We start from the raw sequence: 26,138 nt of genomic DNA, 5'->3' as shown, positions 1-26,138 counted from the left end.
CCAATAAAAGATGCACTCTATTCATGATGACGAAATAGCCTCTATACGCTCCATAATTCGATCAACTGCATGTTCCCAAGTCCACCGCTGCTTCATCTCTGCCGCAGCACGTAACCCTACTTCACGAGCTTCCGTTGGATGCTCGTAAACATATCGCATCAAGTAGCGCAAGTGATCAATATCAGGATCAGCCCATCGTGAACCGGCGTAATAGGGGGAACGGGATACTGCCGGGATTAGTTGGCGCACGCGCAAGGGGAAACCAAACCGTTCATTGAAGAATTCACGTTGTGCTCCCCAATCAGTTGCGATAACTGGTAATCCACAGGCCATTGCTTCTAAAATAGGCATTCCCCATCCTTCACCCCTAGTTGGTAAGACAAAGCAGTCGGCACTGCGATATAATCCGCCCATCTGATGCTCGGCAAGCTCCTGGTTTAGCACTACGGCAACTCGTGGTGCGTTCGGGCGATCTACCAATTCCTGAATGCGCCGATGTACATCGAACCGTGGATCGTGGTTAAAAATCTTTAATACCAGCACTACATCATCACTACGCTTGAATTCACTTACGTATGCTTGCAATAGTATTTCAGGCGCCTTGCGTTCAATCCATTCAAATATCGATAAAAACACAAACAGATTGTCTGGCTTATTCCCATGAATATGCGGATGAAAATAGTTTGGATTGAAGCCGAGTGGTATGACATAAATAGGCCGACGTACACCAGATTGAACAAAGACATCACGGGTAAAATGACTTGGTACCCATATTTCGTCCATTTGATTTGCCTGATACACCCAATCAGCCGGAAGAGTATCAGATTCCAACATTGTAAAACCGATTCGATACCGACCACTATTTTTAATGAACGCATCGCCCTGGCTATAAACGACTTGTGGTAATGATGTGTCTTTAGGACGCTGGCGCAACTGATCAAGCCGAGGGTCACGGGTGGACGGTTCAGTATAATCGGTGCCGAAGATACAGGCCAGTCGAATATCGACGCCACGTCGATCAAGTTCTCGAACGAACTCGCGTGATGAGGTCGCATATCCGGTTGCGTGAGCGATGAGGGAATGCCAGACAAGACTGTATCGGTAACGTTGACGGTAGTAGTCACGCCATTTATTCAGAAACACACGTTGACCATGGCTGAACATCTTCCACCAGTCGGCATTGTTCAATTTGGTACTCGAGTTCTCGTGGTGAATGACTTTAGCTCCACCAGTGCAGACCACTTTGAAGCCAGCCTGCAACGCACGTAAGCAATAATCAGTGTCCTCATAGTATGAAAAGTAGGTTTCATCAAAACCACCAATTGTGTTGATGACATCACGACGAATGTACATACATGCACCGGTGACACCTTCTACTTCGCGAATCCCTGGATATTGACCAATGAATGGTTCGCCACCACCAATCTGGTAGCCCCAAAAGTTGTGCTGAGGCATGTAAGTACCAGCGTGTTGTAACAATCCATTTGGGAAAAGTAGTAGGCAACCGACGATACCATAGGCAGGGTGACTATTAGCTACATCTCGTAGATGAGCCAGCCACGTCTCTTCGATTATTTCGGTATCGTTATTCAACAATAGGATATCATGGTCAGGTGGTGCTGCAGCAATGCCTTGATTAACTCCAGCAGCGAAACCACGATTTTCACTGTTGGTGATCAATGTAACATCAGGCTGAGATTGTAGCCACTCCACTGTTCCATCGGTACTACCATTATCAATCACAATTAAGTGATATGAAACGTTGCGTGTCTTTTCACGTATACTGGTGAGGCAGCGTTGGGTGATTGTTAAACCATTCCATGTTAATATCACGATTGCTACCGGTGGACGTAAACCGATCTGAAATGGTGGTCGTCTTGATATTTCTGCTGAAGCGTTACTATTTCTATTGGTAGTAATCTCGTGGTTTTGTGAAGTTACCTCATATATGCTATCAGTAGCCTGTTGTTCTGAGTTACCATCTGACACTTCATAGCTTTGCTGATGATCAAAAGATTGATCGGAAACCTTGGCTGGACAAATAGCATCAATGTCTCCCGTACTATCGTTGATCACCTTCTCTTTCGCACTGTCAGTCGCAGTGCGTAAGGAACTATGTGGTAAGACATGAGTTTCTAATGCTTGCTTCAAGCCAAAAACACGACTGACACGCTCGCAAGTTATTGACTCGGATCGCAATTCCATCAGACACTCGCGAATAGAGTCCATCTCTGACTTCGTCCAGCCCCGTTCCTGAGCGATATTCGGTAGAGCGAGAAGCGCATAGAAATATGCAGAACGTAAACTTGCGCTGATACCTGCTTCGGCACGTTCATGCATGAGAGTTCTTTCAGAAGGGAAAATCACTTCTTGTAAATCAGTAAGCGAACGATGCTTTAGAAGAAGGCGCCAACGCTGTCGTTCGATAATATGATCATGCGTCGGCAATACTTGCCGCAATGCACCTTCGTGATGGATTAATGTTGCGGTTGTCGCCAGCGCCAATTGCCAGCCTGATGCTCTGGCACGTAAGCACAAATCAACATCTTCAAAGTAGGCAGGGTAAAAGTTTTCATCAAACAAGCCGATTTGCTCAAGCATCTCTACTCGCATGCCTAATGCAAGACCGGCTAGATATTGAATGGGTGCAGGATCATCGAGTGATTGACGGTTTTTTCCATACCATAGTGGCTCTAGCAATGTACCACCAGCGTGCTGGATGTCACCATTTGGAAAACGCGCCAGAGAACCTACCAGACCTACAGTTGGATTGTTGAAGGTATTCAGAATGGCTGTAAGCCAGTGCGCATCGACTTCAGTATCTTGATTGAGTGTGATAATAATATCTGGTCGATTGTCAGACCTTAGTGCTCGGCGTATACCTGCATTTACTGCACCTGCAAAACCGAGTGGTTGAGTAAAATCGAGCAATTCGACATCGGGAAATTCTTGACGAACAATATCAGGGCCATTATCCTGACTCCCATTATTCACCACAATAATGCGATGCTGCTCTGCTTGCCGTTGCAGCGATTGTAAGCAGGAACGAATGTACTTTGCACCCTGAAATAATGGGATGATAACTATTACGTTCATTTCTTTGTTATGGGTAAATCACTTAACCGATAGGCTACCTGTGAGAGAGCTTCATCAATATCGAGCATACGCGACTCGAGATCAATGATGTGCTGATGCAAGGGTGGTAATGTGTCATAAGCCTTCTGTACTTCAGTACGTAATGTCTGTACTTCAGCACGCAAAGCTATCTGCTCCTGTCTTACTGCTTCCAACCATGGTTTTAACTCAGTAAGCTGTTGCGTCAGTGAGGCTAAATGTGCTGCGGCATGCTGTTGAAATAGGAGCGTGTCACTGCGAAGTGAATGCAGTTGCTCGTCGATACGTCGACTCTGCTCATCAAAGGAGCTGGATAAGCGATAGATTAGATTGACTAACGTTGCATTAAACGATCGCTGCTGATCTGTTATCTGGCCAAGATTGGAAACAAGTGAACCTATTAGTCGCTGTTGAATCCATTGTTTCAACCGATCCATCAAGGAGACAGCTTTGTTGGAATGAACAACTATGTTCCATTGTGTTTCAAGTTCGCGTATTAACATGTTCCGCTCATGAAGAATAGTTTGTAATCGATCTTCCATTGCGAGTTGCCATCTTTCTGTCTTGTTATTCTCTATTTTTTCATTTTTCAGCATGTGTAGAAGAGGATGCACCACTTCCGACCAACGCAGACTTTGCCCAAGAGCTGCGGCATTAGCACTCTGATGTGTCCAGTGTTGATGATCTGTTAATAAGCGGATCAGTACAGCGGCAACAGCCTGGCTATCACCAATCGGAACGACCTCTCCAGCCTGATGTTCCTTGATGAGATCAGCAGCGGCATCATCGGCGCTAACCACACTGGGTCGACCGACCCAGAAATGGTCGAGAATACGCGAACGCACGGCAGCGTAGCGTGTCTCTAAGTGTGCTCGATGCAATGATACCATAACTTTTGCTTCGAGCAAGAAATCGGCACGCCGTTGATACGGAACCCATTCGTTGTAGAAGTGAACACCACAGCCGAGCAATCCTAGATCGGCGGCCAGTTGGCGTGTTTGCTGTACAGTCGCCATCTCGGGCACCTGTCCAGGATGCCGTCCGGCTAAGAAGACAAGCCGTGCCGTGGGGACGTGAGCTAGAACGTGTGGCATGGCCCGTACCAGAGTTAATGGCTCCATCCAGTCCCACAGCCCGCCGCTCCATAAGATGATAGTATGTTCGGTGCTCAGGTCGTCCAGAACACCACGGAGGGCCGGTTGCCCACTTGCCTGCGGCGGGTCGTCGCTGACACCGAAGGGAACGATAGCGATGAATTGGTGCAGCAGCGGGTCTTGATCGATGATTGCCGGTGTGATGCGACCTAGGGCCAGCAGGCCGCCAATATAGAGATCGCGCTGACGTTCGGTGGCGCACACGAAATGATCGCCCCGCGTCAGGAGGGCACGTAGTAGATCGCTATCACGTTTAGCCTGCTCTTGTCGTTCGGCCAATGGATGATTGCGAAATAGCTCCAGATTTTCAAGTGCAACCGGATCGTAGAGGTCGATGATCAGGCACCCCGGATGGTTAAGGAGTTCGGGATGGGCACTGGCGACATAGCCATTGGCGAAGATGTTCGTTGCCGCACGGAGATACGGTTCGATGCTGGCGGCATCTCCCCAGGTGTAATGCCCACAGCGAAGGTTCGCCGGGAGCGGCAGATCGATGGGTTGAGGGGCGATGAGGGTTACAGGTAGGTGTCGAGCGAGAACGCGCGCCAGTTCCCACATCCGAATACCGGGGCCGGCCATTCGCTGGCCAATCACATCGTGGCTGATAATAAGGATTGAACTCATCCGTGCCAGCTCCAGGCGCCTTCGATGAAGACCATGCCGTACCGTTGACTCAGACCATGGCTGTGAATGATCAACGGGTACATTCGGTCATGAACGTCAAATTCGTGAAGTTGTGTCCGATCGGTCGCCGAAGCACTGACCAGATAGCGCCCGCCCAGGAATGGTAATCGTGGAATGTGGTAGTCAACGATCCCAGGGCCTTCGACAACTGGAATGTGGTACTTATCAAAACCGGTGTTCGGCCCGGTTAGCCACGGCCCACTCTCGTGATTGATTCCCACCCCAAAGACCGGACGTTCAATCCGTTCGTGCGCAACATAGTGAATGCGGATCGTCAAGGGTTCGTGGGTGCGGAAAGTGGTTCGCTCATTGCCATGCTGATCAAGTAGTTGGACATGGGTAATCTCAACTTCGCGTGTCCCTCGTCGCATACGTTCTCGCCATTCATTATCAGCGTCATGGGTCGTTTGTTCACGTGCTTGCCGCTCTTTTTCGTTGACATCGGCTAGATACGCATCAACAACCTCGCCAGCCGGGCCATAGGCCTTCATTTCACCGTGGTCGAGCCATACCGCTACGTCACAGAGCGAACGAACAACATCGAGGGCATGCGACACAAAGACAATAGTCTTCCCAGCGCGACGGAAATTGTAGATGCGATCAATACACTTACGCTGGAACGATTCATCACCAACGGCTAAGACTTCGTCAGTGATCAAGATGTCAGGATCAACTGCCGTGGCAACCGCGAACGCCAGCCGGGTATACATTCCGGAGGAATAGTGCTTTACTTCGGTATCAAGGAAGGGGCCGATCTCTGAAAATTCAATGATCTCAGGCAGTTTGCGGATCATCTCTTTGCGGCTAAAACCCATCAGCGAACCGTACAAAAAGACATTTTCGCGTCCGCTGAGTTCGGGATGGAAGCCACTGCCCAACTCAAGCAGGGCAGCAATCCGGCCTCTGGTCGAAACGCGACCGCTGGTTGGTTCAAGGATGCGAGTGATCAGTTTGAGGATCGTACTTTTACCGGCGCCGTTATGGCCGACGAGACCGATGCTCTGTCCTTCTTCGACTGTGAAGCTGACGTCACGCACAGCCCAGAAGGCTTCAGCCGGTGACATACCCCGGAGCAAGCCGACAAAGCGTTCTTGGATCGTTGCGGCATTCTGGCGACGGACGAACTGCCGCGAGACGTTGTCAAACTCGATCACAGCACTCATAGTTCTTCACCAAAATGGCGACTGGTGCGCTGGAAGACCCAGTACCCGATGGCTAATACAATCAGCGCCGTGACACCTACCCGCAACATCGCACTGAGCGCAGGGATACCCGGTGTTGGGATGAATCCCACCGGTACCGGATTGCCGTAGATGATTTCGCGGTAAAACTCGATGATCGATGCCAGCGGATTGAGCCAGCGGATAATGCGCGCAGCTAGGCCTTCGCTGATGGTGCTAAGGGGGTAGATGACGGGTGTCAGAAAGAACCAGATATTGATCACGATGCCAATCAGGTGTACCACATCACGGAAGAAGACGGCGCCAGCGCCGAGCAGCAGGGCTAATCCGGTTAGAAAGATGGTTTGGAGCACCATAATAACCGGTAAGTAGACGATAGTCCAACTCAGATTGAGCCGACCGAGCGTGGTAAGCTGGACAACAATAATGACCAGCAGCATCATCGGGAGGGAGAGGATAAAATTGAGCAGACTTGAACCAACGGCTACCAGGGGTAAAACTTCGCGTGGGAAGTAGACTTTTTTAACCAGCGCTGCGTTGTCGATAATGCTCCGTGTACCGTTCAAGATGGCTTCGGCGGTGTAGTTCCAGGGGAGTAAACCGACAATAATGAACACTGGGAACATCGCCAATCCGTTGGGTAAGAGGAAACTGAACACAATCACGTAGACCATCATCATGCCCAACGGCGCAATTTGGGTCCAGAGGTAGCCCAATGTGCTCCCTTTGTAGCGGGCGCGCAAGTCGCGCAGGATGAGATTGCGGATCAGCTCGCGGTATTGCCACAATTCTTGCAATTTGGGTAATACGCCGGCACTACGGTCGAGGGCAATGCCACCCAGGCCGAGTACTGTGCCGAATAACATCGCCAGCGCAATCAGAGGCAGTTCGTAGCGTGGCTCTGGGTTGGCAGGAAGGGGCGCTGGAATGCGGAAGGCTGCACTTACCTGATCGGCATTGAAGCGTGCCCCCGCTTCGCGGATCATGTAGTTGATTGCCGCCTCGATACTCCGTAACTGAGCGATGTTTCGATCACGGGCTGCCAGCTCGGCTGCCGCTGTCGGATTTGTTGCAGCACAACTTCGCAATACCGCTTCACGAGTAGCGGTATCGTTCAAACCGGTGCTGGCACAGAGTGCATCCAGAGTTGCATTCCGAGTGTTTATTGCAAACCGCCAGAGATCGTAACGCGATTCGAGGGCACGGGTAACGTCACTGATCTCTTCCGAAGAGAGATCGCTCAGACGACGCGGGGTGCTGAATGGTTCGATTGGTCGTGATAACGGCAATGCTTCAAGCCGCAGAATATCGCGCAACAACCAGGCGAAGCGATCATCGGTGGCTGGTGTTTCACCATTTAACGCCTGCCAGAGCTGCCATCCGAGCATATTGCGCAAAATCTCACGTCCACCGGCAGCCCGAATTTGTCGTACTAGTTCAGCAGCGCCGTCGTCGGCCAGCCGTTGCGCTTCGGCAGCATTGTCGGCAATACCGCGCACGAGGACCTGTCCCGGTGCTTGCAACAGGTATTCAACCCGAAAATTGGGCAGACCGAAGCGAACGTCGGCCCTTGCCAGGGTCGCGAGGCGTAATGCTTCCTTAGCGTCGGCAATGGCAATATCCATACTGGTAAGGTTTGGCCCCACCGGTTGGTAAATTGGCCCATAGCGCGTCGTGTCAAAACGTACTTCCGCGTGGGCATAATAGAGGATTGGGCGGGTGAGAATAGGTGGGAGTGCAACACTGACCGCACCCACGATGCACAACACCAGCCATAACCACTGGTAGAGGCGCAGTGCTCCACGTTGTGCGGTCAGGATGCCACCGATGACATGCCAGATCGTTGTCTGGTTTAACGACTGCTTGATCGTGTTGGCCACAATGTTACCTCTATAGATTGACCGGCAGCCAGGTCGATACGCAGCCAGCCACTACCCTGCCACTGTTCACGAGGCACAATCTCGTGATTCATCGCTACATCTGCCGTGCCCGACGGAACATCGATCATCAGGCCGATCAGAGGGTATGGCGATGGATTCTGTATCCGATAACGTTGCGCAACTCGTTCCCCGCGCTCAAGGCTGGTTGTTGGTTCAGACAGAGTGGTGATGTCCAGGGTCATACGGGCAATCTGCCAGTTGGCAATCTCACTCAACGGAGCGACCCAGATGTCACCGCGCCCAACAACGTATGATACAACATTTTCCCAGGCTGCTTGTTGGGCGGCACTCGTGACCTCTTCGGTGTGTGCCCAAATGTCAATCATACCACCAGCAGTCACGGTGCGTTCAATCTGGGCAATGGCTAATTCGGCACGGGCCGGCGTGAGATAAAAATCCGGGCACGCGATGATCCGACCTTCACGACCGGGAAGCCAGCGACAATGGGGATCACGAATCAAGCCTTGTTGATCGGTTGGAAAAAGATTATAGGGACCGTAATCGCTCAGACGGGTTACCGAACGAATCCCGGCTCGCTCGATAACATCCCAATTGGCGTCACTCATACCGGCACTGCTACTCCAGGGGAAGGCTAACGATTGGGCCGGACGCACTCCCCGTTCAGCAGCAACGGTATTCCAGGCTTCAATATCTGCTCGCCACGTGGCAGCATCGGCGTAGCCACCGTATAGATGGCTGAAGGTGTGACTCTGGATTTCATGACCGGCTGCCAACAGAGGTTCAATCTGATCGCCGAAGTACCACGCCGGATCAGTTGCCACTGTCCCATATGGATCATCGCTAAACCAGGGGCGCGTCGTCCAGCGGTCACTTCGCCAGCCATTTGCGGCTGAGGCCCAACTAAAAACCGGATCGTTCATAAACCGACGCTGCTCGCGGTTGCCCATCAGGAAATTGTACCCGGTCGCATAGTAGGTGGCGCGCACATTATACCGCGCAAAGATGGTCATGCTCGTCTCAACACCGGTCCGCATCCGCATCCCCCGCTTAATCGGGTCTTCATCGGCAAGTGGATCGTCGACGGAACGCGAATGGATCAATCCACCCATTGCCGTTTCCCAATCAAAAGTGAAGGCAATGGCTGCCCGATACCCTGCCGGCCATGGTGCAATGGTAAGAGGTGATGGCGGATTAGGTACGTGCGCCTGGGGCAGGGTCTGACCGCCGCGTTGGAGCCGCGGCATATCGAGATAAATCCGATCATCGGAAGTGGGTTCGATCCGCACACGCAGGGCGCGTGCAGTCTGGGGCGCACGTGCGTACCCACCAACCGTCGTCCATGCCGATGGCGGTCGTTCTGGTGTCCACAATGCTACCGGTTGCCAGGGGGTGACGACTCGTTCAATGATGGTTCCTTGCTCATCGTACCACTCAAAAACCAGCCGAGCACGGGTCGGTGAACGAAGTAGTGAATCGGTCAATGTTGCAACGGTAAAGCAGTAGACAACACCAGGTTGTACTCCGATGGGCGGAGTCAGGGCATAGTTAGCAATTCCGATCAGTTGCAGTGAACGGCCATCGCCGTCGAGATCAAAACCCTGGCCGTCAACAGAGGGTCTACGGAGTTCAACCCCACCGGCGCCACGGCCCCAACCGGCGGGGAGACCGAGAATATCTCCGGCTATAGCAAAATTGGCGTTGGGCAGTAGATTAGGATCGACAAATGGAGGAGCAGTGCAGCGATCAAGACGCTGACTGATAAACAAAAAGACGCCAATTGCGCCAATGATGAACGAGATAATAACGGCACCTAGTGCGAACTGCCGCGAAACCATCACATCCTGTAACTGATCGATACGGTATGCGGTACGATACCGCGGTTCTATTGTACCATAGATGTTTTTACCAATCGTTGTTGGATTTCGTCCTGACAGTGGCGCGATCTTCTGCTACAGTGACAGCGTAAGGTGTCAGGTCCTTCGCGCGCATCGTTTTCTCGCCTTTTACGATAGGAGAATCACGCCTATGCAAGCAACAACGGCGACGACGCTGAGAGAGCAATACGTTTCGGTTGCCGGTTTCCGGCTACGAGTTTTAACTGCCGGACAAGGGCCGACAGTCCTTTTATTGCACGGCTTTGTCGTCAGTGCTGATGACTGGATACCAACGATTCAAACACTGGCAGCAGCCGGTTTTCAGGCCATTGCCCCTGATGCGTTGGGGTTCGGTGCTTCAGATAAACCGGGCGGTGCAGCATATACATTACGGCGGTATGCCGATCTCAATGCGGGCCTGCTGCAATCATTTGGGGTTGAACGGGCAATGGTTGTCGGTCATTCGATGGGCGGGAAACACGCTCTGGCGACAACGATTCTTCATCCCCAGCGTGTTGAACGGCTGGTCATTGCTGATAGCGAAGGGTTTATGCAACTCCCGCTCTTTATGCGTAAAGGAGGTGCCTTACCCTTCCTCGGTGAGGCGCTGGTGAGTCTCTCTGCTTTTCCGTTTGTAGTGCGGATGCAATTGCGGGCTGCGTTTGCCAATCCTGATCGCTATATTACTCCGGAACTGATTGCACGGGGGACGGCAACGCTGGGGAATCCTGAGATTCGCCGCACAATGGTTTCGCTCAGCCGTTATTATGATGCTAATGATTTGCGGGGGAGTGGGCTTTGGTCGCGTCTGGCCGAGGTAACGCAACCGACCATGATCATTTGGGGAGCCGAAGATCGGCTCTTTCCGGTGCGTTGTGCTTACGAAGCCAAACGGATGCTACCGCATGCCCGGCTTGAGATTATTCCTAACTGTGGTCATTTTCCAATGATTGAAGCAGCGGATCAATTCCATCGACTGCTGCTCGAATTTCTACGTTAGTTTCCTGTACGCGGTCGAATGGTTGAAGGGGGTGTTCTCATCTTCCCCGCGGCCCTTTTCCTCATCTCACGAGGGATGAGGAAAAGGGCATATCCTGCACTGTGCGGTTTTCCCTCTCTCACCGGCGGGGGTAACAGCGCGCATCTGCACGCACTGCGGATAGATTAGGCGCACCCATTCTCCTCACGCTTCACACTTCTCTATTCACCGCTGTCGGGTGGGATAAAGACTCTAGAAAGTCCTAACAAGACCTATTCTTCATCCCCTGTCCAAAGAAACCGGTTAAGATCAACCAGATACTCATCATTCACAATAACCCCTTCAGCTTGCAAGCGGCTCCGCTGTTCATCGGCAGCATAGACATTACTGATGCGACCGACACGATTAATCACGCGCCACCAGGGGACATCGTGGTGACCAAGGAGGGCGTGCAAGGCATACCCTACCATCCGGGCCTGACTGGGAAAGCCGGCCAATGCAGCTATGCGACCGTAGGTACAGACTCGACCCGCTGGGATTTGTTTGACAACTGCATAAATAGCGGTGTATGGCGATTTGTGCGTCATAGTACGCTCGAGCGATCTACGTACCGGTATGGTGATGGTGTAATACCGTACAGAATGAAATACGATGCGATGAATGGGTAGTCTTTGCTTGTGCTGTGGTGTGTGCCTAGCCCTCCTCTCTTTCTCTCCCACACGGGGAGAGAAAGAGGAGCACTTGACGCATTGACAAGCCTGTGGAACCGTGTCAACAGCCGAAACAGCATCAACCATAATTTACTATGACCGGGTAGGAAACGAATGTTGAAAGCACCTGATCGGGGCGACAGTATCAGCGCATCCTACGCCAATCGTCCCCCGTCAACCGCAAGGGTCGCTCCGGTAACGAACGAGGCCTTATCTGAGCAGAGCCAGACAACGGCATTGGCTACTTCTTCAGGCGTGCCCAGTCGGCCAATCGGTTCACCTTCGGCAAACTGCGCCAGAATGTCGGGATCACCATGAGTAAACCGATCGATCATGGAGGTGTGAATCGTACCAGGACAGACCGCATTTACCCGAATACCATTGCGAGCATATTCCAACGCTGCGGCGCGCGTGATGCCAACGATCCCGTGTTTACTGGCTACATAGGCCGAAACGCCACGTGAACCGGTGAGACCGGCTACCGATGATGTATTGACAATAGCGCCACCACCCTGCTGTAGCATGTGCCGAATTTCGTACTTCATGCACAACCACACACCTTTGAGATTAATTTCGATCACCCGATCCCATACCTCTTCGGGGTAATCGACCAGCATTGCCTGTACCCCTTCGATACCGGCGTTGTTGTGGGCAAAATCGATCCGACCGAATGTATCAACGGCACGATTGATCAACTCTTCAACCTCGCTGCGTTGAGCGACATCACAACGCACAAATATGGCGTCGGTGTTCGCTGCCCGACACATTGCAACCGTCTCTTCACCACCTTCAACGTTTACATCAGCAACAACAACTTTTGCCCCTTCACGAGCAAACGCCAGCGCTGAAGCGCGCCCAATACCGGCTGCCGCGCCGGTCACCAGCGCGACCTTTCCAATGAACGGTTGCTCCATAAAAATCCTCCTCTAGCCGATCTCTGCACAAGGTATCATACCACAAGTACGAATGCTTACCGGTGATCATGCATTGTGAGGGGCAACGGCCTGGGTAATCGCGTGTTGTGCAGCCATTTGCTGAGGACGTCGTTTTCAGGTAAGATGCTAATATGTACCGCGACGACTACATTCTCCGGTTGATTGCCCAGTTTGGTGCGATCATTCGCCACATCCTTGGTCTTTACCGCGCAGGTCATTCACCATTGGTGCGAATTGCTATCGATAACGCTTACCGTGATCGACTAGGCGTAGGAAGCGACCAGGTGGTCAGAATGAGCGAGCGGCAGTTGCTGGCGCTCCTCCGGTTCCACAATCCAACCGAGGCCTGGTGGCATGAGGGGTCATATCTTGCGGCCCTCCTCGCTGTTGAAGCGCATGTCCTGGCCGATGATGATGAATCAGAGGCCGCGGCAGAACGGGCATTGCTGGCGTTACACCTGGTTATCGAGTGTGCGTTGGCTGCACCAGTACCGTTGCCCGATTATACGCCACATTATGCCGATCTCCTGATGCTGCTGCAAGATTACGATCTACCTACGCCAACGCTGGCGGCACTCTTTTCGTTTTGTGAGCAAGCAGGTGATCTGGCGCGGAGTGAGAACATCATCCACGAATTACTGGTGCGCGATCCTGACGGTTGGTGGGCAGCGGCTCGTGCATTTTACCTGCGGCTACAAGCCTGTAGTGATGAGGTGTTGGCAGCAGCCGGTTTATCCCGTGAAGAGGTTATAGCCGGTTTAGCAGAACTTGACGGGCGTGGATAAGCGTATAGGGTTCGCAACAGCTCACCGTGCATACGAACAAAACGGTGGTAGAGGGTGGTTCGCAAACCTCCCTTTCGCGTTCATCGTAAAAGAAGAGCTGGCTGAGAACCGGCCACTGTGATTTTTAACCAGGAAACTCTCTGTACGCTTCTCAACCGCTATGAGCGTATGTTCCGATCAGGAAATTGGCTAACATCTGTTTGCCATGCTCGGTCATGATCGACTCGGGATGGAATTGCACACCTTCGACCGGCAATGAGCGGTGACGTAGACCCATAATGATGCCGTCTTCCGTCCACGCCGTTATCTCTAATTCAGCCGGTAAATCTTCTCGTCGCACCACGAGCGAATGGTAGCGTGTCGCCTGAAATGGTGAGGGCAAGCCAGCAAACACGCCCTGAGCATTGTGGTAGATCGGCGATAGCTTGCCATGCATTACCATCGGTGCGCGCACAACGGTGCCACCATAGGCAGCGCCAATTGCCTGATGACCAAGACATACACCGAGGATAGGGATGTGACTTCCTAACTGGCGGATGACCTCGACGCTAATCCCGGCTTCAGCCGGGGTACAGGGGCCAGGACTGATCACGATACGGTCAGGATGTCGTTGTGCGACTTCGGTTACTGTTATCTGGTCGTTCCGCACAACTTCGACCTCTGCTCCCAATTCGCAAAGGTACTGGTACAAATTGTAGGTAAATGAATCGTAGTTATCAATCAACAGTACACGCATGATGCTCTCGCTCCTCTAGGCTGTCGCTACTTTTTCACGTTCATCCTGGGTAAGAATCGTTCCTCTGCTGCGTGCCCTGATCAACGCTTCAACGCAGATCGGATCGAACTCAGTACCGGCCCCTCGTTGCAAGAGTTCCAGTGCCTCTTCTACGGGCATTGGTGGTCGATAAGGTCGGTGGCTGGTGAGGGCATCAAAGACATCGGCTACGGCAACAATGCGCCCGAAAAGTGAAATATCCTCGCCCTTAAGCCCAAACGGATAGCCACGCCCATCGAGCCGCTCGTGATGCTGAGCCAGCGCCGTCCAAGATTCGCGCAACAGATCAAGTTCCAGCAAACCATTATCACGCAGAAATTCAAGTCCATACACCGGGTGTTGTCGCATCTCAGCGAATTCGTTGTCGTCCAGCCGACCTGGTTTCTTGAGAATATGGTCGGGTACCCGAATTTTTCCCACGTCGTGCAGTTTACTTGCGATCCGTAGTTGATAGAGTTGTTCGTGCGATAGTCCTAGTTCTTGGCCGATAGCAACTGAAAAATCGCTTACTCGCTGACTATGACCACGAGTGTAAGGGTCTTTCAAATCGATGGCGCCAGTAATCGCTTCGATCATCCGGGTGAACAGACTATCGGTCTCTCGATACAGTTCGGCCAGGCGAATCACCGTCGCCGCCTGTGAGGCAAGGGTTTGGAAGAGGGTAATATCTTCTGCTGAAAAAGGTTGGCCGTTTCGTGGATTAAGTGCTTGCGCTCCGCCAATGATCCTACCCTCTACTTCACCGCGTTCACCACCGAGCACGATCCGGGGAGCACGGAGCGGGACGCACAGAATAGCCCGGGTCTGAAAACCACTCTGCTGGTCGAGTCGTTTGTAAAAACGATGGTCACGCTGCACATCGTTTACTACGACGGTTTCACCGGTTTCGATGACATACCCAATAATGCCTTGACCACGCGGAACACGCAACGATTCAACCCGATCCTGATCTTTACCGCCTGCAATGTGTAATACCAGATCATTTTGTTTGTGGTCAATCAACCAGATGGATGCAGCCTCAACTGCCAACAATTCACAGGCGTAGTTCATAATCCGGCGCAACAGCTCATCGCGCTCCAAAGTGGTCGTCAATTGCGAAATAATCTCGACCAATGCCTGCTGGCGAAGTTCACGTCGGCGGGTCTCTTCCAGTAAACGTGCCTTCTCAATTTCGGTGACCAGCCGTGAAGTCAACACTTCAAGCAAGAGCATTTCATCCTGACCATCAAGCGATGTGGATGGTAAATTGAAGACCTGTACGACACCTACCGGTTCAGCACGCAACATCAGAGGAATGCAAAACATTGTATGTAGGGTTAACTCACCCATTTCACCGAATGAACGGTACCAACGTGGGTCGTTGGCAACATCTTCGACAAAGAAAGGCTGACGGTGCTGAAGCGCATAACCGGCCAGGCCAGTGTTTGCCGGTAATCGGCGTCCGATGAGTGCTTCACCGGCCGGACTACCTTTGACCACTTTAAAGATCAATTCGTCGGTGGTAGCGTCGTACAGATAGAGGGTACCTGCTTCTGATGCAGTGATTTCGATGATCAAATCGAGCAATCGATCCAGCAAGTCGTCGAGTTGAGTACTGGCCGCGATCTGATTGGCACGTTGGATAATTTCCAAAAACCGTTGTGGCCGCATCTCACGGTTAGTCATAACGTGCTCCCTGTTCGTACTCAAACGTCATGACGATTGAGGGGCTGGAATGGGAGTCAGTCGTGTTATCCATCGCTACGGGCCAGGGCCTGAATATAGCGGGCCAGTTCGGTGGCTTCACCGGCTAACGCAACCGGCATACCGGCTAAAGCACCGATCTGCTGCGGTGAATAGTCATCTATCGAACGTTCGCCGCTATAATCAAACATCACACGCGGCAATAAGGCTCGTTCGCAACCAGATGCTCGCAGCGCCGGAATAACATCTTGAGCGGTCAGTAAGCCACTGACGGTCACAGTTTCGCCAAAGAACTGGTTGGTTACTGCAACCACCTTTACCGTTAGCTGCTCGATCTGATTGAGCCGGTTGGCAATATGCTCCATCACCGGTGCGATAAGGGTACCACACACAAGGGCCAGTTTTGTCGGATGCGCGATGCGTGCTGGCAGGCGACGGCGAGCGCGAGCCCAATTGTCTAGAAAGTCGCGTACCATGCCTACACCGTTGCTGTACTGTGGCATATCATCGTAAGTCTCAGCCGGTGGGATTGGACGACCGGCCAGCAAGTAAAACTCATCGGAAGCATAGACCAGGTGGGTACCAAATTGCTCGTAGCAGCGACGCTGATACGGTTCGATCAGATCAATTACGTCGGCTGCTTCAGCAGGTGTATAACAGCGCAACGGAATATCGGTTACCACGCCGAGACGTGAACAGAAACCCAGCTCAGGTTGATGCAATGGGTGCGAACCTGTGGTTGGGTCTTCCCACAAGGGCTGACGTTCCCAGTTGGTATCGATCCACTCTGGGGTTTCATGCACCTGGATCGCAGCCCGAATCGTCTTTGGCGCTTTGCCTTCGAAGCGAAATTTGGTTAGCCCAACCGGTACGACAGCAATCGATTCGACAATCGGATACAGAGCGATCAGGTCTTCAATGCTTTGGCGGAGAACCGCGCCATCGTTCACTTGCGGGCACGCGACAATTTGGGTGTGAACCCGAATCCCGATCTGGCCCAGACGCCGAATCTGTTCGCGGACATCAGGGACATCGCGTTTACCCAGCGTAATGGCGCGCCAGAATGGATCGGTTGCGTGCACGCTGATGTAAAGCGGTGAAAGACGTTGACGCTCGATCCGTTCCCAATCGGCTTCAGTTATGTTAGTAAAGGTGACAAAATTGGCGTAGAGGAACGACAGCCGGTAATCGTCATCTTTCAGGTAGAGCGTTTTTCGGAAGCCCTTCGGCATTTGGGTCAGAAAACAGAAGGGGCATTTATTGTTACAGGTGCGTAACCGATCGAAGAGAGGCTCGGTAAATTCAATACCCAAATCGTCATCAGGGTCTTTGGTGAGCGTTATTTCGCGTTCATCGCCAGCAGCAGTGCGGATAAGCAGAGTTACACGTTCCTCAGCGATTGCAAAGCGATAATCAATGACATCGCGCAGGCGTTGACCATCTATTGCCACCACAACATCGCCAGGCTGAAGACCGATCGCTTCACCCAGACTATGGGCAGCGACGCTGGCGATAATACCACCTTCACCGGTAATCCGCTTGACATCGGGCTGATATTCCACACAATCTCCCAACCGCTACGTCGATACATAAGGGTACATCACTGTTTTGTTGTTTGTCGTATAGTATTGTACCATAATCGTTATCAGTGGCGATCTGAAAATATTGTCATCGCCGCGCCGGAGCTTTTCAGCGTGCTTAGCTTCGGGTTATCTTTGATAACCGAACAATGCCACAGGAGAGCGACACCGACAAACTACCCACATGCGCTACCAATGAATCCTGCAGTCATCTGAGTGTGCGACGGGAAAGTTCGGCTGGCGCATCATCCCCTGTCGTGCGCTGACGGGTATGTTTGGCGCACCGATAAGGGGGCTGGCTGCAAGCTACTGTCGGAACAGGAAACTTCCGATTCCATCAATACTGCTGCATCCGTTTCATCTGCCTCTCCCAAACCGTTGAGAACCGCTACCCTTGCTTCAGCGGTGATTCGCCATTTGAAGAAAGTGCCCAGAGTAAGGTGAAGGATGCCAGGCGCACTCTGCTCGTGAACATTGGTGTACGTGCAGTGTGCGAAAAAGCTGATATAATAAATGTGTACACATCACATAGTTGCGATGAAGCGGGGGTGTTCTGCTGGCTCAGAGGGCAGAAAGCCCTCGCTTCGGTTGTTTTTGATTGCATCGGTACAAAGGAGTTATATGGCAGCTCAATCCATCATCGTCTACGGAACAAGTTGGTGTCCCGATTGTCGGCGTGCGCAGCGTGTACTCGATCAGCACGGTGTGCAATATACCTACATCAACATTGAAAACGATCCGGCGGCAACTGAATTCGTGATCAAAGTGAATAAAGGTTACCGGAGCGTACCGACAATCGTCTTCCCCGACGGTTCGATCCTGGTCGAGCCATCGAATGCGGTGTTGCAGGCCCGGTTGCAGCAACAGGCATCATAGACATTTGCCTGCCAATCAGGGTTAAGTAGAGGGGCGCCGTTAACAGGCGCCCCTCCTGTTTGCCCAACGAACAACATCTGTGGTATCGTGACCGTGATAACATAAGGAGGTTCATACGAAGATGTCTCGTTTTATCTGGTTGTCGATTTTCTTGTTCACTGCCTGTAGTGCGCCGACGGCGGTATCACCTACTGCCACTCCAACGGCGTTGCCAACTGCTGCGCCCACCTCAACACCGATGACCGCCGATCATGCCCCGGTGATGAATCAATATTTCCCCGACGTCCCGCGTGGTCGTACTGCCGAGGGCTATCATTATCTTGGCAATCCTGATGCCCCGGTGACGATGGTGACTTACTCTGACTTCCTCTGTACCTCATGTGCGATCCATACCCTCGATGTTGAACCGCGTTTGATCGAAGCATTTGTTGCTACCGGCCAGGTACGTCTCGTCTATCGCCATCTGCTACAATTGGGTGAACGCTCGCAATTGCTGGCTGAGGCCAGTGAATGTGCTGCCGATCACGGTCGTTTTTGGGAATTGCGTCGTGAGATTTATGCGCGTTATAATCAACTATATTTCAATACTCGTGAGACGGTGATTGCACTGGCTGCCGGGTTAGACATTCCGGTTGATGCGTTTACAGCCTGTCTGGATGCACATACGTACCGGTCACACGTGCAAGATGACTATGCAGCAGCGCTCGCAGAAGGGATTTACGCCCGACCGGTATTTCGGATTGGGAACGAAACCATTGTCGGATCACAGCGCTTTGAGACGTTTGCTCAGGTGATTGAGCGCGTGGCGCAGCGATAAAGGGCAAAACATGCATCTATGAAACGGTCACACCACTTCTGGCCACTTAGCATTGTTGCGATAGGGATAGCTTTTACCATCTGGTTATCGCTGTCAGCGCCGTATAGCAATTCGCTTGCCCAGCCGAGCTGCAACGATCAACCGCTCTATCCGGGATGTGTTGAACCGGGGTTTAATTGCGAACCATATCCAGATATTTGTAATCCCACGAAAACCGCTGCTGCCCAAACGCGCACAGCTCTCGTTGCCACAGCGCTAACGGCAACAGCTCGTAGCCAGGGCCAGACGAACCAGTCACCCGCTGCGACGGCAACACCAACGTTGACTACCACCAGCACGAGCACATCACCCGTCACATCTGTATCGCCTACTGCAACCCCAACCTTGACTCGATCACCAGTTGCGACATCAACCACCCAAACGTCATTACCGTCACCAACATTGTTACCAACCGCAACCCCGACACTGAACTTCAGTCCTACGCCAACAACTCAGGCTGCGCTCCGTTGTGCGCCGGGCGATCTGGTTGAACTCAGCGGCAAAGCGCGACCGCACATTGCATTGCTGGTGCTGTTCGATGATCGACCGGTAGGGGGGGGAGCCAGTGATCAGACAGGTACATTCCGCATCGTGTTGCGTATTGGCGCTGAACGTCCCGGACAACACGAGATTGTCGTGCAAGAGCGTGAGCGGGCAGTGGTCGTCGCCGAGTATCTATGTGAGACGCCGCTTCCGCCGACACCGACGGCTACGCTTGGCCCTCTTCGGGTGACGACACCGGGTGCTCCGTAAATGCTTCGGTGATGGAAGGAGAGGCGGGTTCCCAACCCGCCTCAGATGGTATATTCCTGAGACGAATGCTTCAGCACCAGGATGATGACCAACGGCTGGCGTTCAGGCAGGTACGTCATTTACCCGGCAAAGTGTCGTATGAGACTACCCATCCACTGCATTGCCCGCCAGTAATCGGCAAGGCGAATGTTTTCATTCGGTGAGTGAACACGTGAGCCGTGGTAACCACATCCGGCGCCACTGGCAACCGGCGTGCCCAGCGCCGTACACAGTGGATACATCGGGCCGGTTCCGGCCATTGTTGGGTAGAGGATCGGTTCGCTACCGTACACCTCACGCGCCGAGTCTAATGCAGCCCTGACGATAGCCGCGTCGAGTGGGCCACGGGCCGGATGTTCACCTCCCAGATCGACAATCTCAATATCCTGGAACCCTTCCGCATCTAAATGCTGCCGCAACTGCTGTAAAACCTCGGCCGGTTCCATATCGGGTACGAGCCGGAAGTCAATCTTAGCACGGGCTTCGTTGGGTAAGACGGTCTTGCTACCCTCACCGGTATAGCCACTCACCAGACCGCAAATAGTGCAGGTTGGTTCAAAGAGATGACGACGCAAACGTTCAATCCCGCGCACGCCATCGAGAAAATCGCTCAGTCCAAGGTTGGCTAACAATTCATTGTCGTCGTCAGCCGGAATGGATGCCAGTGCTGCCAGATCATTGTCGGATGGTGGTCGCACCCGGTCGTAGAATCCAGGAATACGGACCCGACCATCAGGGCCTTTCAACGTGTTAAGTGCCCAGGTCAGACGCCAGGCAGGGTTTGGCACGAAGGTGGCATACGACGAATGGAGATCATAGCGGGCACCACGGGCAATTAACTCGACATATTGAATGCCTTTCGCGCCACAAGTGACCATGGGGCGTCCGCTCAAATCCACTCCTCCCGTCTCCCACAGACAACCATCGGCCCGCAAGAGATCGGCGTATTCACGACAAACAGCCGGTAACGTGCGCGAACTGATCTCCTCTTCACCCTCAACGACAAAGATGATGCGAATCGGTAGTTCGCCTTCGGTTGCCAGCCACGACTCTACGGCCTGTATGCGTAACATAAGATTGCCTTTATTGTCAGCAACTCCACGACCGTACAGCTTTCCATTGCGTTCGGTCAGCTCAAACGGTGGGCTTTGCCACAACTCCAGCGGTTCGGCTGGTTGTACGTCGTAGTGGTCGTAGATCAAGAGTGTGCGTGTACCACGACCGATGGTCGCATAGACAAGTGGATTGCCACCATCGGCGCGCAAGATGCGGGTTTCGGCTCCCAGACGGCGGAGTCGTTGCTCAACGAAGGTTGCGGTTTCTTCAATGCCCCGATTTTGGGCCGCCACTGAGGGAATACGAATAATATCGGCCAGTTCGGCAAGAAAACGTGAACGCTGGCTCTCGATGTACGCGGTAAAACGTTCCATGAACTGCTCCAGGTAATGCAGAACGGAGGTTTGTATTGCCATTATAGCACTGTCGCTGTCGTCAGGGCTTCAGCATAGACTGCTTCAATACGGCTGAGCATCCGGTCAAGGCTAAACTCGGTAGCTGCCCGTTCACGTCCGGCTAACCCGAAGGCTCGTGCTCGATCTGGGTTTTGCCAGAGATCGTGGAGCGCCTGTGCCAATGCCTCATGATTGTCAGGCGGTACGACCAGGCCGGTGCGTCGGTGTAGATTCACATATGTCGTGCCGGTACCCAGCTCAGTACAGATAACCGGTAGCCCGGCCTGTTGGGCTTCAATCTGCACAATGCCGAAGGCTTCACTGCGTGCCACTGAGGGCAGCACAAAGACATCGGCAATCGCATATAGTGCTCGCAACGTGGCGTTATCGACGGCGCCCAATACGTGTACTCGATCAGCCACTCCCACATCGGCAGCCAATCGGATCAGATCGATACCGCGTACTGTGGCATCACCACCAACAATTATTGCGTGACCGTAGGGTAGTAATGTGAGAGCGCGAATCAGGCGATCAACCCCTTTGTAGTAACGCAACCGCCCGACAAATAAGGCATTTGGACGAGGGAAACGATGTCGCAGTGCTGTCACCAGGCGGGAGTCTGGTAAAGGCATAGGCGGTATCCCAAACGGCACCACGCGCACCCGTTCGCGATGACGGGCGAGCCAACGCGATGAATCCACCAGCGCCGGGCTGGAGGTGATAATGCGGGCCGCCCGTCGTAGCGTCTGCTCGACAATCGGTGCAGTAAGTCGCCCCAAAACCCGTTGACGCACAATATCACTGTGATACGTGACGACCAGTGGGGTTGGGAGTGCCAGCAACGCCAGGTCACCGAACGGATACGGGTGATGAAAATGGATCAGATCAGGTTGTAAACGTCGTATCAGCCAGAGCAGCGGTAGACTGATGGGGGCGCGGGCCAGCGTGAATAATCGTGGCGTGGCTATCAGCGTAACCCCATTCCGTTCCATCTGCCAGCCATGTCGTCCGGGAGCGACAAAGACAACCGTTACGCGGTGTCCGCGGTTTGCCAGGCCTTCACTCAATAACCGGAGATGGTTTTCAATGCCACCCTGAATCGGTGGATAGTCTTTGTAGAGTTGGACGATGTGCATAGGGCTGTATCATACCAGACCTTGTGGTGTGAAGGGTAAGCGAGGCTCTGAGAGTGTGTCTGGATGTTCCTTGTCCGGTCGTCTCCTGGCATAACCACTGTGGTCGCGCAACGGATAGAGTGACTTCTATGTTACAATACACAAAATAGTTTGAAGGGCGACAGCAATCGGTCTGTGCCCGCCATGAGAGTTCAACAAACGATGGATGCAGTACTTGTTCTAGAAGATGGTCGGGTCTTTCCCGGTCGCTCCTTCGGTGCACCGGGCGAGCGGGTTGGTGAAGTGGTCTTTCACACCGGCATGACCGGCTATCAAGAGATATTGACCGATCCCTCGTATTGTGGTCAACTGGTAACGATGACCGCGCCACACATTGGGAATACTGGTGTCAACGATTTCGATCCTGAGTCGATCCAGCCCCAGGTTGCCGGTTTCATTGTCCGTAGTTACAGCGAACATTACAGCTCGTGGCGCGCCCGCGGCAGTCTAGCTCAGTTGCTGCGCGAATATGGCATCGTCGCGATTAGCGATGTTGATACTCGTGCGTTAACACGCCATATCCGAACTGCCGGTGCGATGCGCGGTATCATCTCGACAACCGGTGCTTCGATTGAGACATTACTGGCCAAGTGTCGGGCTGCCCCGCCGATGGAGGGGCAAGACTTAACGCAGGTGGTGACGTGTCCTGAACCTTACCACTGGACGACCAACAGCGTTCCGTTTACTCCGCCCTACCCGAACGGCCCGGCACAAGAACTGATCTTCCACGTTGTTGCCTACGATTTTGGTCTCAAGCGCACCATTTTGCGCCGCCTGGTCGATCATGGCTGTCGAGTGACCGTTGTACCGGCGACAACACCACCCGAAGATGCGTTAGCACTTAACCCTGATGGTATCTTCTTCTCGAATGGGCCAGGTGACCCGGCTGCGGCCACCTACGCTGTTGCCACGTTGCGATCCTTACTTGGGAAGTTGCCGATCTTCGGCATTTGTCTCGGTCATCAACTGATGGGGTTAGCCCTCGGTGGACGTACCTACAAACTACCCTTCGGTCACCACGGCGCCAATCATCCGGTGCGCTATTTACCAACCGGTCGGGTTGAGATTACTTCGCAAAACCATGGCTTTGCGGTAGACCCCGACTCGCTACCGGCTGGTGTGCTCTTGACCCACATCAATCTGAACGACCAGACGCTGGAAGGGTTTGACTACCCTGATTTACAGTGTTTCAGTGTGCAGTACCATCCTGAAGCGGGGCCAGGGCCGCACGATGCGACCTATCTGTTTGCCCGTTTTGCCAAAGCAATGGCCGCCCGCCGGTCATAAGGCGATACAACGATTTCCGCATTACCCTTTCTTCTCCTGATCGAGGAGAAGGAAGGGTCAAACAGATACCGGCCACCTTTTTGATCGCCGGCGATCACCGATGACCAACGAACGCGATCCTCGTAATCGGCTCAACGACCTCGATGCACGGGCTTGGACCTACGCTCTGCGGTCGGTGATTAGCACTGCCTACCCTACTCGTGGCGCTGCGAGTCTGGCCCACCACTTGCGCCGCAAACATCCCTCACCCAAACCACCACAACTGATGGCTGAGCTGATTCGCTTTTTCACCCGTCGGCATGGTCATATTCTCGATCCGTTTGCGGGCGTAGGTGGTACCTTGATCGCCAGTTCTCTTGAAGAACGCACAGCCGTTGGGATTGATCTCTCACCGGAGTACGCAACCATTTACCAGGCGGTCTGCGCCGAGCTAGGGATACCACCGCAAACCTACCTGGTCGCCGATGCCCGGCATCTTCTCGACTTGCCGGCAGTTCACGAACGCCCCTTCGACCTAATCTTAACCGATCCGCCGTATGCGGCAATGATGGCGCGCCCCAAAACCGGCGAGCGGCGGAAGCGTGGGCGACCACAACCAACCCCCTTCACCACATCACCGGCTGATCTGGGCAACCTTCCCTACCACGAGTTTATCCGCGAACTAAGCGCGATTCTTTCCTCAGCGCTGCAAGTCTTGCGGCCCGATGGACACCTGGTCGTGTTTGCGAAAGATCTCCAGCCAACCCCCGAGCATCACAACATGCTCCATGCCGATCTTGTTGTGGCATTACGCCAGATTCCCGGCCTTGAATACCGCGGGTACCAAATCTGGCACGATCAGAGCCAGCGCCTGTATCCATTTGGCTACCCCTACACGTTCGTTGCCAACCAGATGCATCAGTTTATTTTGATTTTCCGCTGGCGGGGGGAGTAGGGGGGATGAAAGGCGTTCCTGGTCTGCTACTGTCGATTGCAGGTGTGGTATGGTTGAGCATTGCAGAGTATGTTGACGTTGTATGTAGAAGCCTGCAAGGTTTTCAGTTTCAGGGTGCGATGCGATGACCGAACTGTGAAATACCAAACACCGACGAACATCACGCACCTGCTGCCGATGACTTCCGACCCACAAAGTCACCTGGGTGCGTGGGCCAGAGGCCTGTATCGTGCGGTAGTAGCGGTAGAACCCGCGTCGGATCAGGAGCACGCTGGTGCAGGCGCGTTGGAAACCTGCCCCTCCCGTTCACGTTTCCCGTCCTCTCTCCTCACCTCAACACTGCTGAGTAGAATGAAAGCTTTGAAAAGCTCTCCTCCCCGCACTGGCATTGACCACCGATAGCGCGTCGGATATGCTTGCAATAATATAGACAATACACCATGAATACCGATTACGACAGCATCATCATGAGCAGCAACATTCGAGCACGGCTGTCCAGAAGGCATTTGGAGCGAATCTGAATCCTGATATGCGCATGGTATTGCCAGTCGGGACGGGATGTATGCTAAGAAATGAACGATGCGCAAAAGAAAGGATGACCTATGCAGGCCGCAATACGTCTCACGGCTCAGGTTCAGCCAGGTGGCAAGATCGAGATCGTGGACGCCCAACTTCCAGTTGGTATCGCAGTGGAAGTGATTGTCGAATTGCCCTATGCACCTGCCAGGCCATCTCGATCGCTCATAGCAGTACTGGCTGATGCACCGGGACACCTTGCCTTTCAGACGGCTGAAGACGTTGATTCCTACCTACACGGTGAGCGCGACGCATGGGAACGCTAATTCTCCCTTTATCCGGCCGAGTGTATGTTGACTCAAATGCCGTGATCTACGCGATTGAGCGAATCGAGCCGTATCGATCTCTATCGGAACCACTCTGGCGGGCCGCATATAATGGGAATATAGCGATTATTACGAGCGAACTGACCTGGCTCGAAACACTTATGAAGCCGATCCGCGATCAGAACATCTTACATCCTTGAGCATATCAACGTGCGGCGAACATCGGGGACTCGAAACACTTATGAAGCCGATCCGCGATCAGAACCCGCAATGAGAAGCCCTGTTTCGAGATTTTTTGAGCGCCCGGGAAGTGAACCTGATTCCGGTCACGCTACCGCTGAGGGAGCAAGCGGCTCGCCTGCGTGGATTGGGTTTGAAAACGCCCAACGCGCTTCATGCTGCAACTGCGCTCTCACAGCAGTGCGCGCTGTTTATCACGAATGGCCCAGTATTCTATCGTGTACCCAACCTCCCAATTGTGGTGCTTGCAGATGTGTTGCGCACACCTGCTTAGGCATCTTCAACGTTATGACCTTCTACCTGGGGCTTTTTGGAGTTCTCAGCTTTGGG

General features: G+C 53.1%; 22 protein-coding genes. 10 read left to right on the top strand and 12 right to left on the bottom strand.

Features of this window, described 5'->3' with window-relative positions; genetic code table 11:
* Positions 1–21: 21 nt before the first annotated feature.
* From QTO31_RS15420 to QTO31_RS15400, 5 genes are read right to left on the bottom strand one after another with little or no spacing between them, the layout of a single operon-like run.
* The gene (locus tag QTO31_RS15420; RefSeq protein WP_301429978.1) at positions 22–3,096 is read right to left on the bottom strand and encodes a glycosyltransferase; all 3,075 of its coding nucleotides are present in this window, start codon (positions 3,094–3,096) and stop codon (positions 22–24) included.
* Positions 3,093–4,892, bottom strand: a complete 1,800-nt coding sequence (locus QTO31_RS15415; protein ID WP_301429976.1) for a glycosyltransferase — start codon at positions 4,890–4,892, stop codon at positions 3,093–3,095. Before QTO31_RS15415 ends, QTO31_RS15420 begins: the two co-directional genes overlap by 4 nt.
* Positions 4,889–6,115, bottom strand: a complete 1,227-nt coding sequence (locus tag QTO31_RS15410; RefSeq protein ID WP_301429975.1) for an ABC transporter ATP-binding protein — start codon at positions 6,113–6,115, stop codon at positions 4,889–4,891. The genes QTO31_RS15415 and QTO31_RS15410 overlap by 4 nt, the downstream gene beginning before the upstream one ends.
* Positions 6,112–8,013 (bottom strand): ABC transporter permease, encoded by a 1,902-nt coding sequence (locus QTO31_RS15405; RefSeq protein ID WP_301429974.1) that lies wholly within the window; start codon positions 8,011–8,013, stop codon positions 6,112–6,114. Before QTO31_RS15405 ends, QTO31_RS15410 begins: the two co-directional genes overlap by 4 nt.
* Positions 7,986–9,869 (bottom strand): polysaccharide deacetylase family protein, encoded by a 1,884-nt coding sequence (locus QTO31_RS15400; RefSeq protein ID WP_301429973.1) that lies wholly within the window; start codon positions 9,867–9,869, stop codon positions 7,986–7,988. The genes QTO31_RS15405 and QTO31_RS15400 overlap by 28 nt, the downstream gene beginning before the upstream one ends.
* Positions 9,870–10,059: 190 nt before the next feature.
* Here QTO31_RS15400 and QTO31_RS15395 point away from each other — a divergent pair, with 190 nt between their 5' ends.
* Positions 10,060–10,908: an alpha/beta fold hydrolase gene (locus tag QTO31_RS15395; RefSeq protein ID WP_301429972.1), complete on the top strand. Its 849-nt coding sequence runs from the start codon at positions 10,060–10,062 to the stop codon at positions 10,906–10,908.
* 251 nt (positions 10,909–11,159) lie between these two features.
* Here QTO31_RS15395 and QTO31_RS15390 read toward each other — a convergent pair whose 3' ends face one another.
* Positions 11,160–11,474 carry an MGMT family protein gene (locus tag QTO31_RS15390; RefSeq protein ID WP_301429970.1) on the bottom strand — a complete coding sequence of 105 codons (315 nt, stop codon included), beginning with the start codon at positions 11,472–11,474 and terminating at the stop codon, positions 11,160–11,162.
* A 278-nt stretch (positions 11,475–11,752) separates the two neighbouring features.
* The gene (locus QTO31_RS15385; protein WP_031460648.1) at positions 11,753–12,511 is read right to left on the bottom strand and encodes an SDR family oxidoreductase; all 759 of its coding nucleotides are present in this window, start codon (positions 12,509–12,511) and stop codon (positions 11,753–11,755) included.
* Between the two features lie 152 nt (positions 12,512–12,663).
* Between QTO31_RS15385 and QTO31_RS15380 the strand changes: the two genes are divergently transcribed.
* A complete protein-coding gene (locus QTO31_RS15380; protein ID WP_031460649.1) occupies positions 12,664–13,317 on the top strand; it encodes a DUF6483 family protein in 654 nt (217 codons plus the stop codon).
* 151 nt (positions 13,318–13,468) lie between these two features.
* Here the strand turns inward: QTO31_RS15380 and QTO31_RS15375 are convergent, their stop codons facing one another.
* The 3 genes from QTO31_RS15375 to QTO31_RS15365 form a co-directional block, all read right to left on the bottom strand.
* Positions 13,469–14,053: an anthranilate synthase component II gene (locus QTO31_RS15375; RefSeq protein WP_031460650.1), complete on the bottom strand. Its 585-nt coding sequence runs from the start codon at positions 14,051–14,053 to the stop codon at positions 13,469–13,471.
* Positions 14,054–14,068: 15 nt separating this feature from the next.
* Positions 14,069–15,757 (bottom strand): HD domain-containing phosphohydrolase, encoded by a 1,689-nt coding sequence (locus tag QTO31_RS15370; protein WP_301429967.1) that lies wholly within the window; start codon positions 15,755–15,757, stop codon positions 14,069–14,071.
* Positions 15,758–15,822: 65 nt separating this feature from the next.
* Positions 15,823–17,337 carry a DUF512 domain-containing protein gene (locus tag QTO31_RS15365; protein ID WP_301429966.1) on the bottom strand — a complete coding sequence of 505 codons (1,515 nt, stop codon included), beginning with the start codon at positions 17,335–17,337 and terminating at the stop codon, positions 15,823–15,825.
* Positions 17,338–17,976: 639 nt separating this feature from the next.
* Here QTO31_RS15365 and QTO31_RS15360 point away from each other — a divergent pair.
* The 3 genes from QTO31_RS15360 to QTO31_RS15350 all read left to right on the top strand — a co-directional run bounded on the left by QTO31_RS15360 (position 17,977) and on the right by QTO31_RS15350 (position 19,840).
* Entirely contained in the window at positions 17,977–18,231 is a 255-nt protein-coding gene (locus QTO31_RS15360) for a mycoredoxin (protein WP_031461456.1), read from the top strand.
* Between the two features lie 121 nt (positions 18,232–18,352).
* Positions 18,353–19,048: an Rcas_1661 family thioredoxin-like (seleno)lipoprotein gene (locus QTO31_RS15355; protein WP_301429964.1), complete on the top strand. Its 696-nt coding sequence runs from the start codon at positions 18,353–18,355 to the stop codon at positions 19,046–19,048.
* A gap of 18 nt (positions 19,049–19,066) precedes the next feature.
* A complete protein-coding gene (locus QTO31_RS15350; protein ID WP_031460905.1) occupies positions 19,067–19,840 on the top strand; it encodes a hypothetical protein in 774 nt (257 codons plus the stop codon).
* Between the two features lie 119 nt (positions 19,841–19,959).
* Here the strand turns inward: QTO31_RS15350 and QTO31_RS15345 are convergent, their stop codons facing one another.
* Positions 19,960–21,309 carry a M20 family metallopeptidase gene (locus tag QTO31_RS15345; protein WP_031460906.1) on the bottom strand — a complete coding sequence of 450 codons (1,350 nt, stop codon included), beginning with the start codon at positions 21,307–21,309 and terminating at the stop codon, positions 19,960–19,962.
* Positions 21,310–21,350: 41 nt separating this feature from the next.
* On the bottom strand, positions 21,351–22,466 hold the full coding sequence (locus QTO31_RS15340) for a glycosyltransferase (RefSeq protein ID WP_031460907.1): 1,116 nt from the start codon (positions 22,464–22,466) through the stop codon (positions 21,351–21,353).
* Positions 22,467–22,667: 201 nt separating this feature from the next.
* On the opposite strand from QTO31_RS15340, the gene carA reads away from it, so the two are divergent.
* The 5 genes from carA to QTO31_RS19345 all read left to right on the top strand — a co-directional run bounded on the left by carA (position 22,668) and on the right by QTO31_RS19345 (position 26,082).
* Positions 22,668–23,792 carry a glutamine-hydrolyzing carbamoyl-phosphate synthase small subunit gene (gene carA / locus QTO31_RS15335; protein WP_031460908.1) on the top strand — a complete coding sequence of 375 codons (1,125 nt, stop codon included), beginning with the start codon at positions 22,668–22,670 and terminating at the stop codon, positions 23,790–23,792.
* Between the two features lie 100 nt (positions 23,793–23,892).
* Entirely contained in the window at positions 23,893–24,726 is an 834-nt protein-coding gene (locus QTO31_RS15330; RefSeq protein WP_301429963.1) for a TRM11 family SAM-dependent methyltransferase, read from the top strand.
* Between the two features lie 602 nt (positions 24,727–25,328).
* Positions 25,329–25,568: a hypothetical protein gene (locus QTO31_RS15325; protein ID WP_301429962.1), complete on the top strand. Its 240-nt coding sequence runs from the start codon at positions 25,329–25,331 to the stop codon at positions 25,566–25,568.
* The gene (locus tag QTO31_RS15320; protein WP_031460910.1) at positions 25,556–25,768 is read left to right on the top strand and encodes a type II toxin-antitoxin system VapC family toxin; all 213 of its coding nucleotides are present in this window, start codon (positions 25,556–25,558) and stop codon (positions 25,766–25,768) included. Before QTO31_RS15325 ends, QTO31_RS15320 begins: the two co-directional genes overlap by 13 nt.
* Positions 25,769–25,848: 80 nt before the next feature.
* The gene (locus QTO31_RS19345) at positions 25,849–26,082 is read left to right on the top strand and encodes a PIN domain-containing protein (RefSeq protein ID WP_081910063.1); all 234 of its coding nucleotides are present in this window, start codon (positions 25,849–25,851) and stop codon (positions 26,080–26,082) included.
* The last annotated feature ends 56 nt before the right edge of the window (positions 26,083–26,138 follow it).

The organism is Chloroflexus sp. MS-CIW-1 (assembly GCF_030444705.1).
Lineage (GTDB): Bacteria > Chloroflexota > Chloroflexia > Chloroflexales > Chloroflexaceae > Chloroflexus.
The sequence above is the reverse complement of the archived record's forward strand: the minus strand, read 5'-3'. Positions and strand labels throughout refer to the sequence as shown.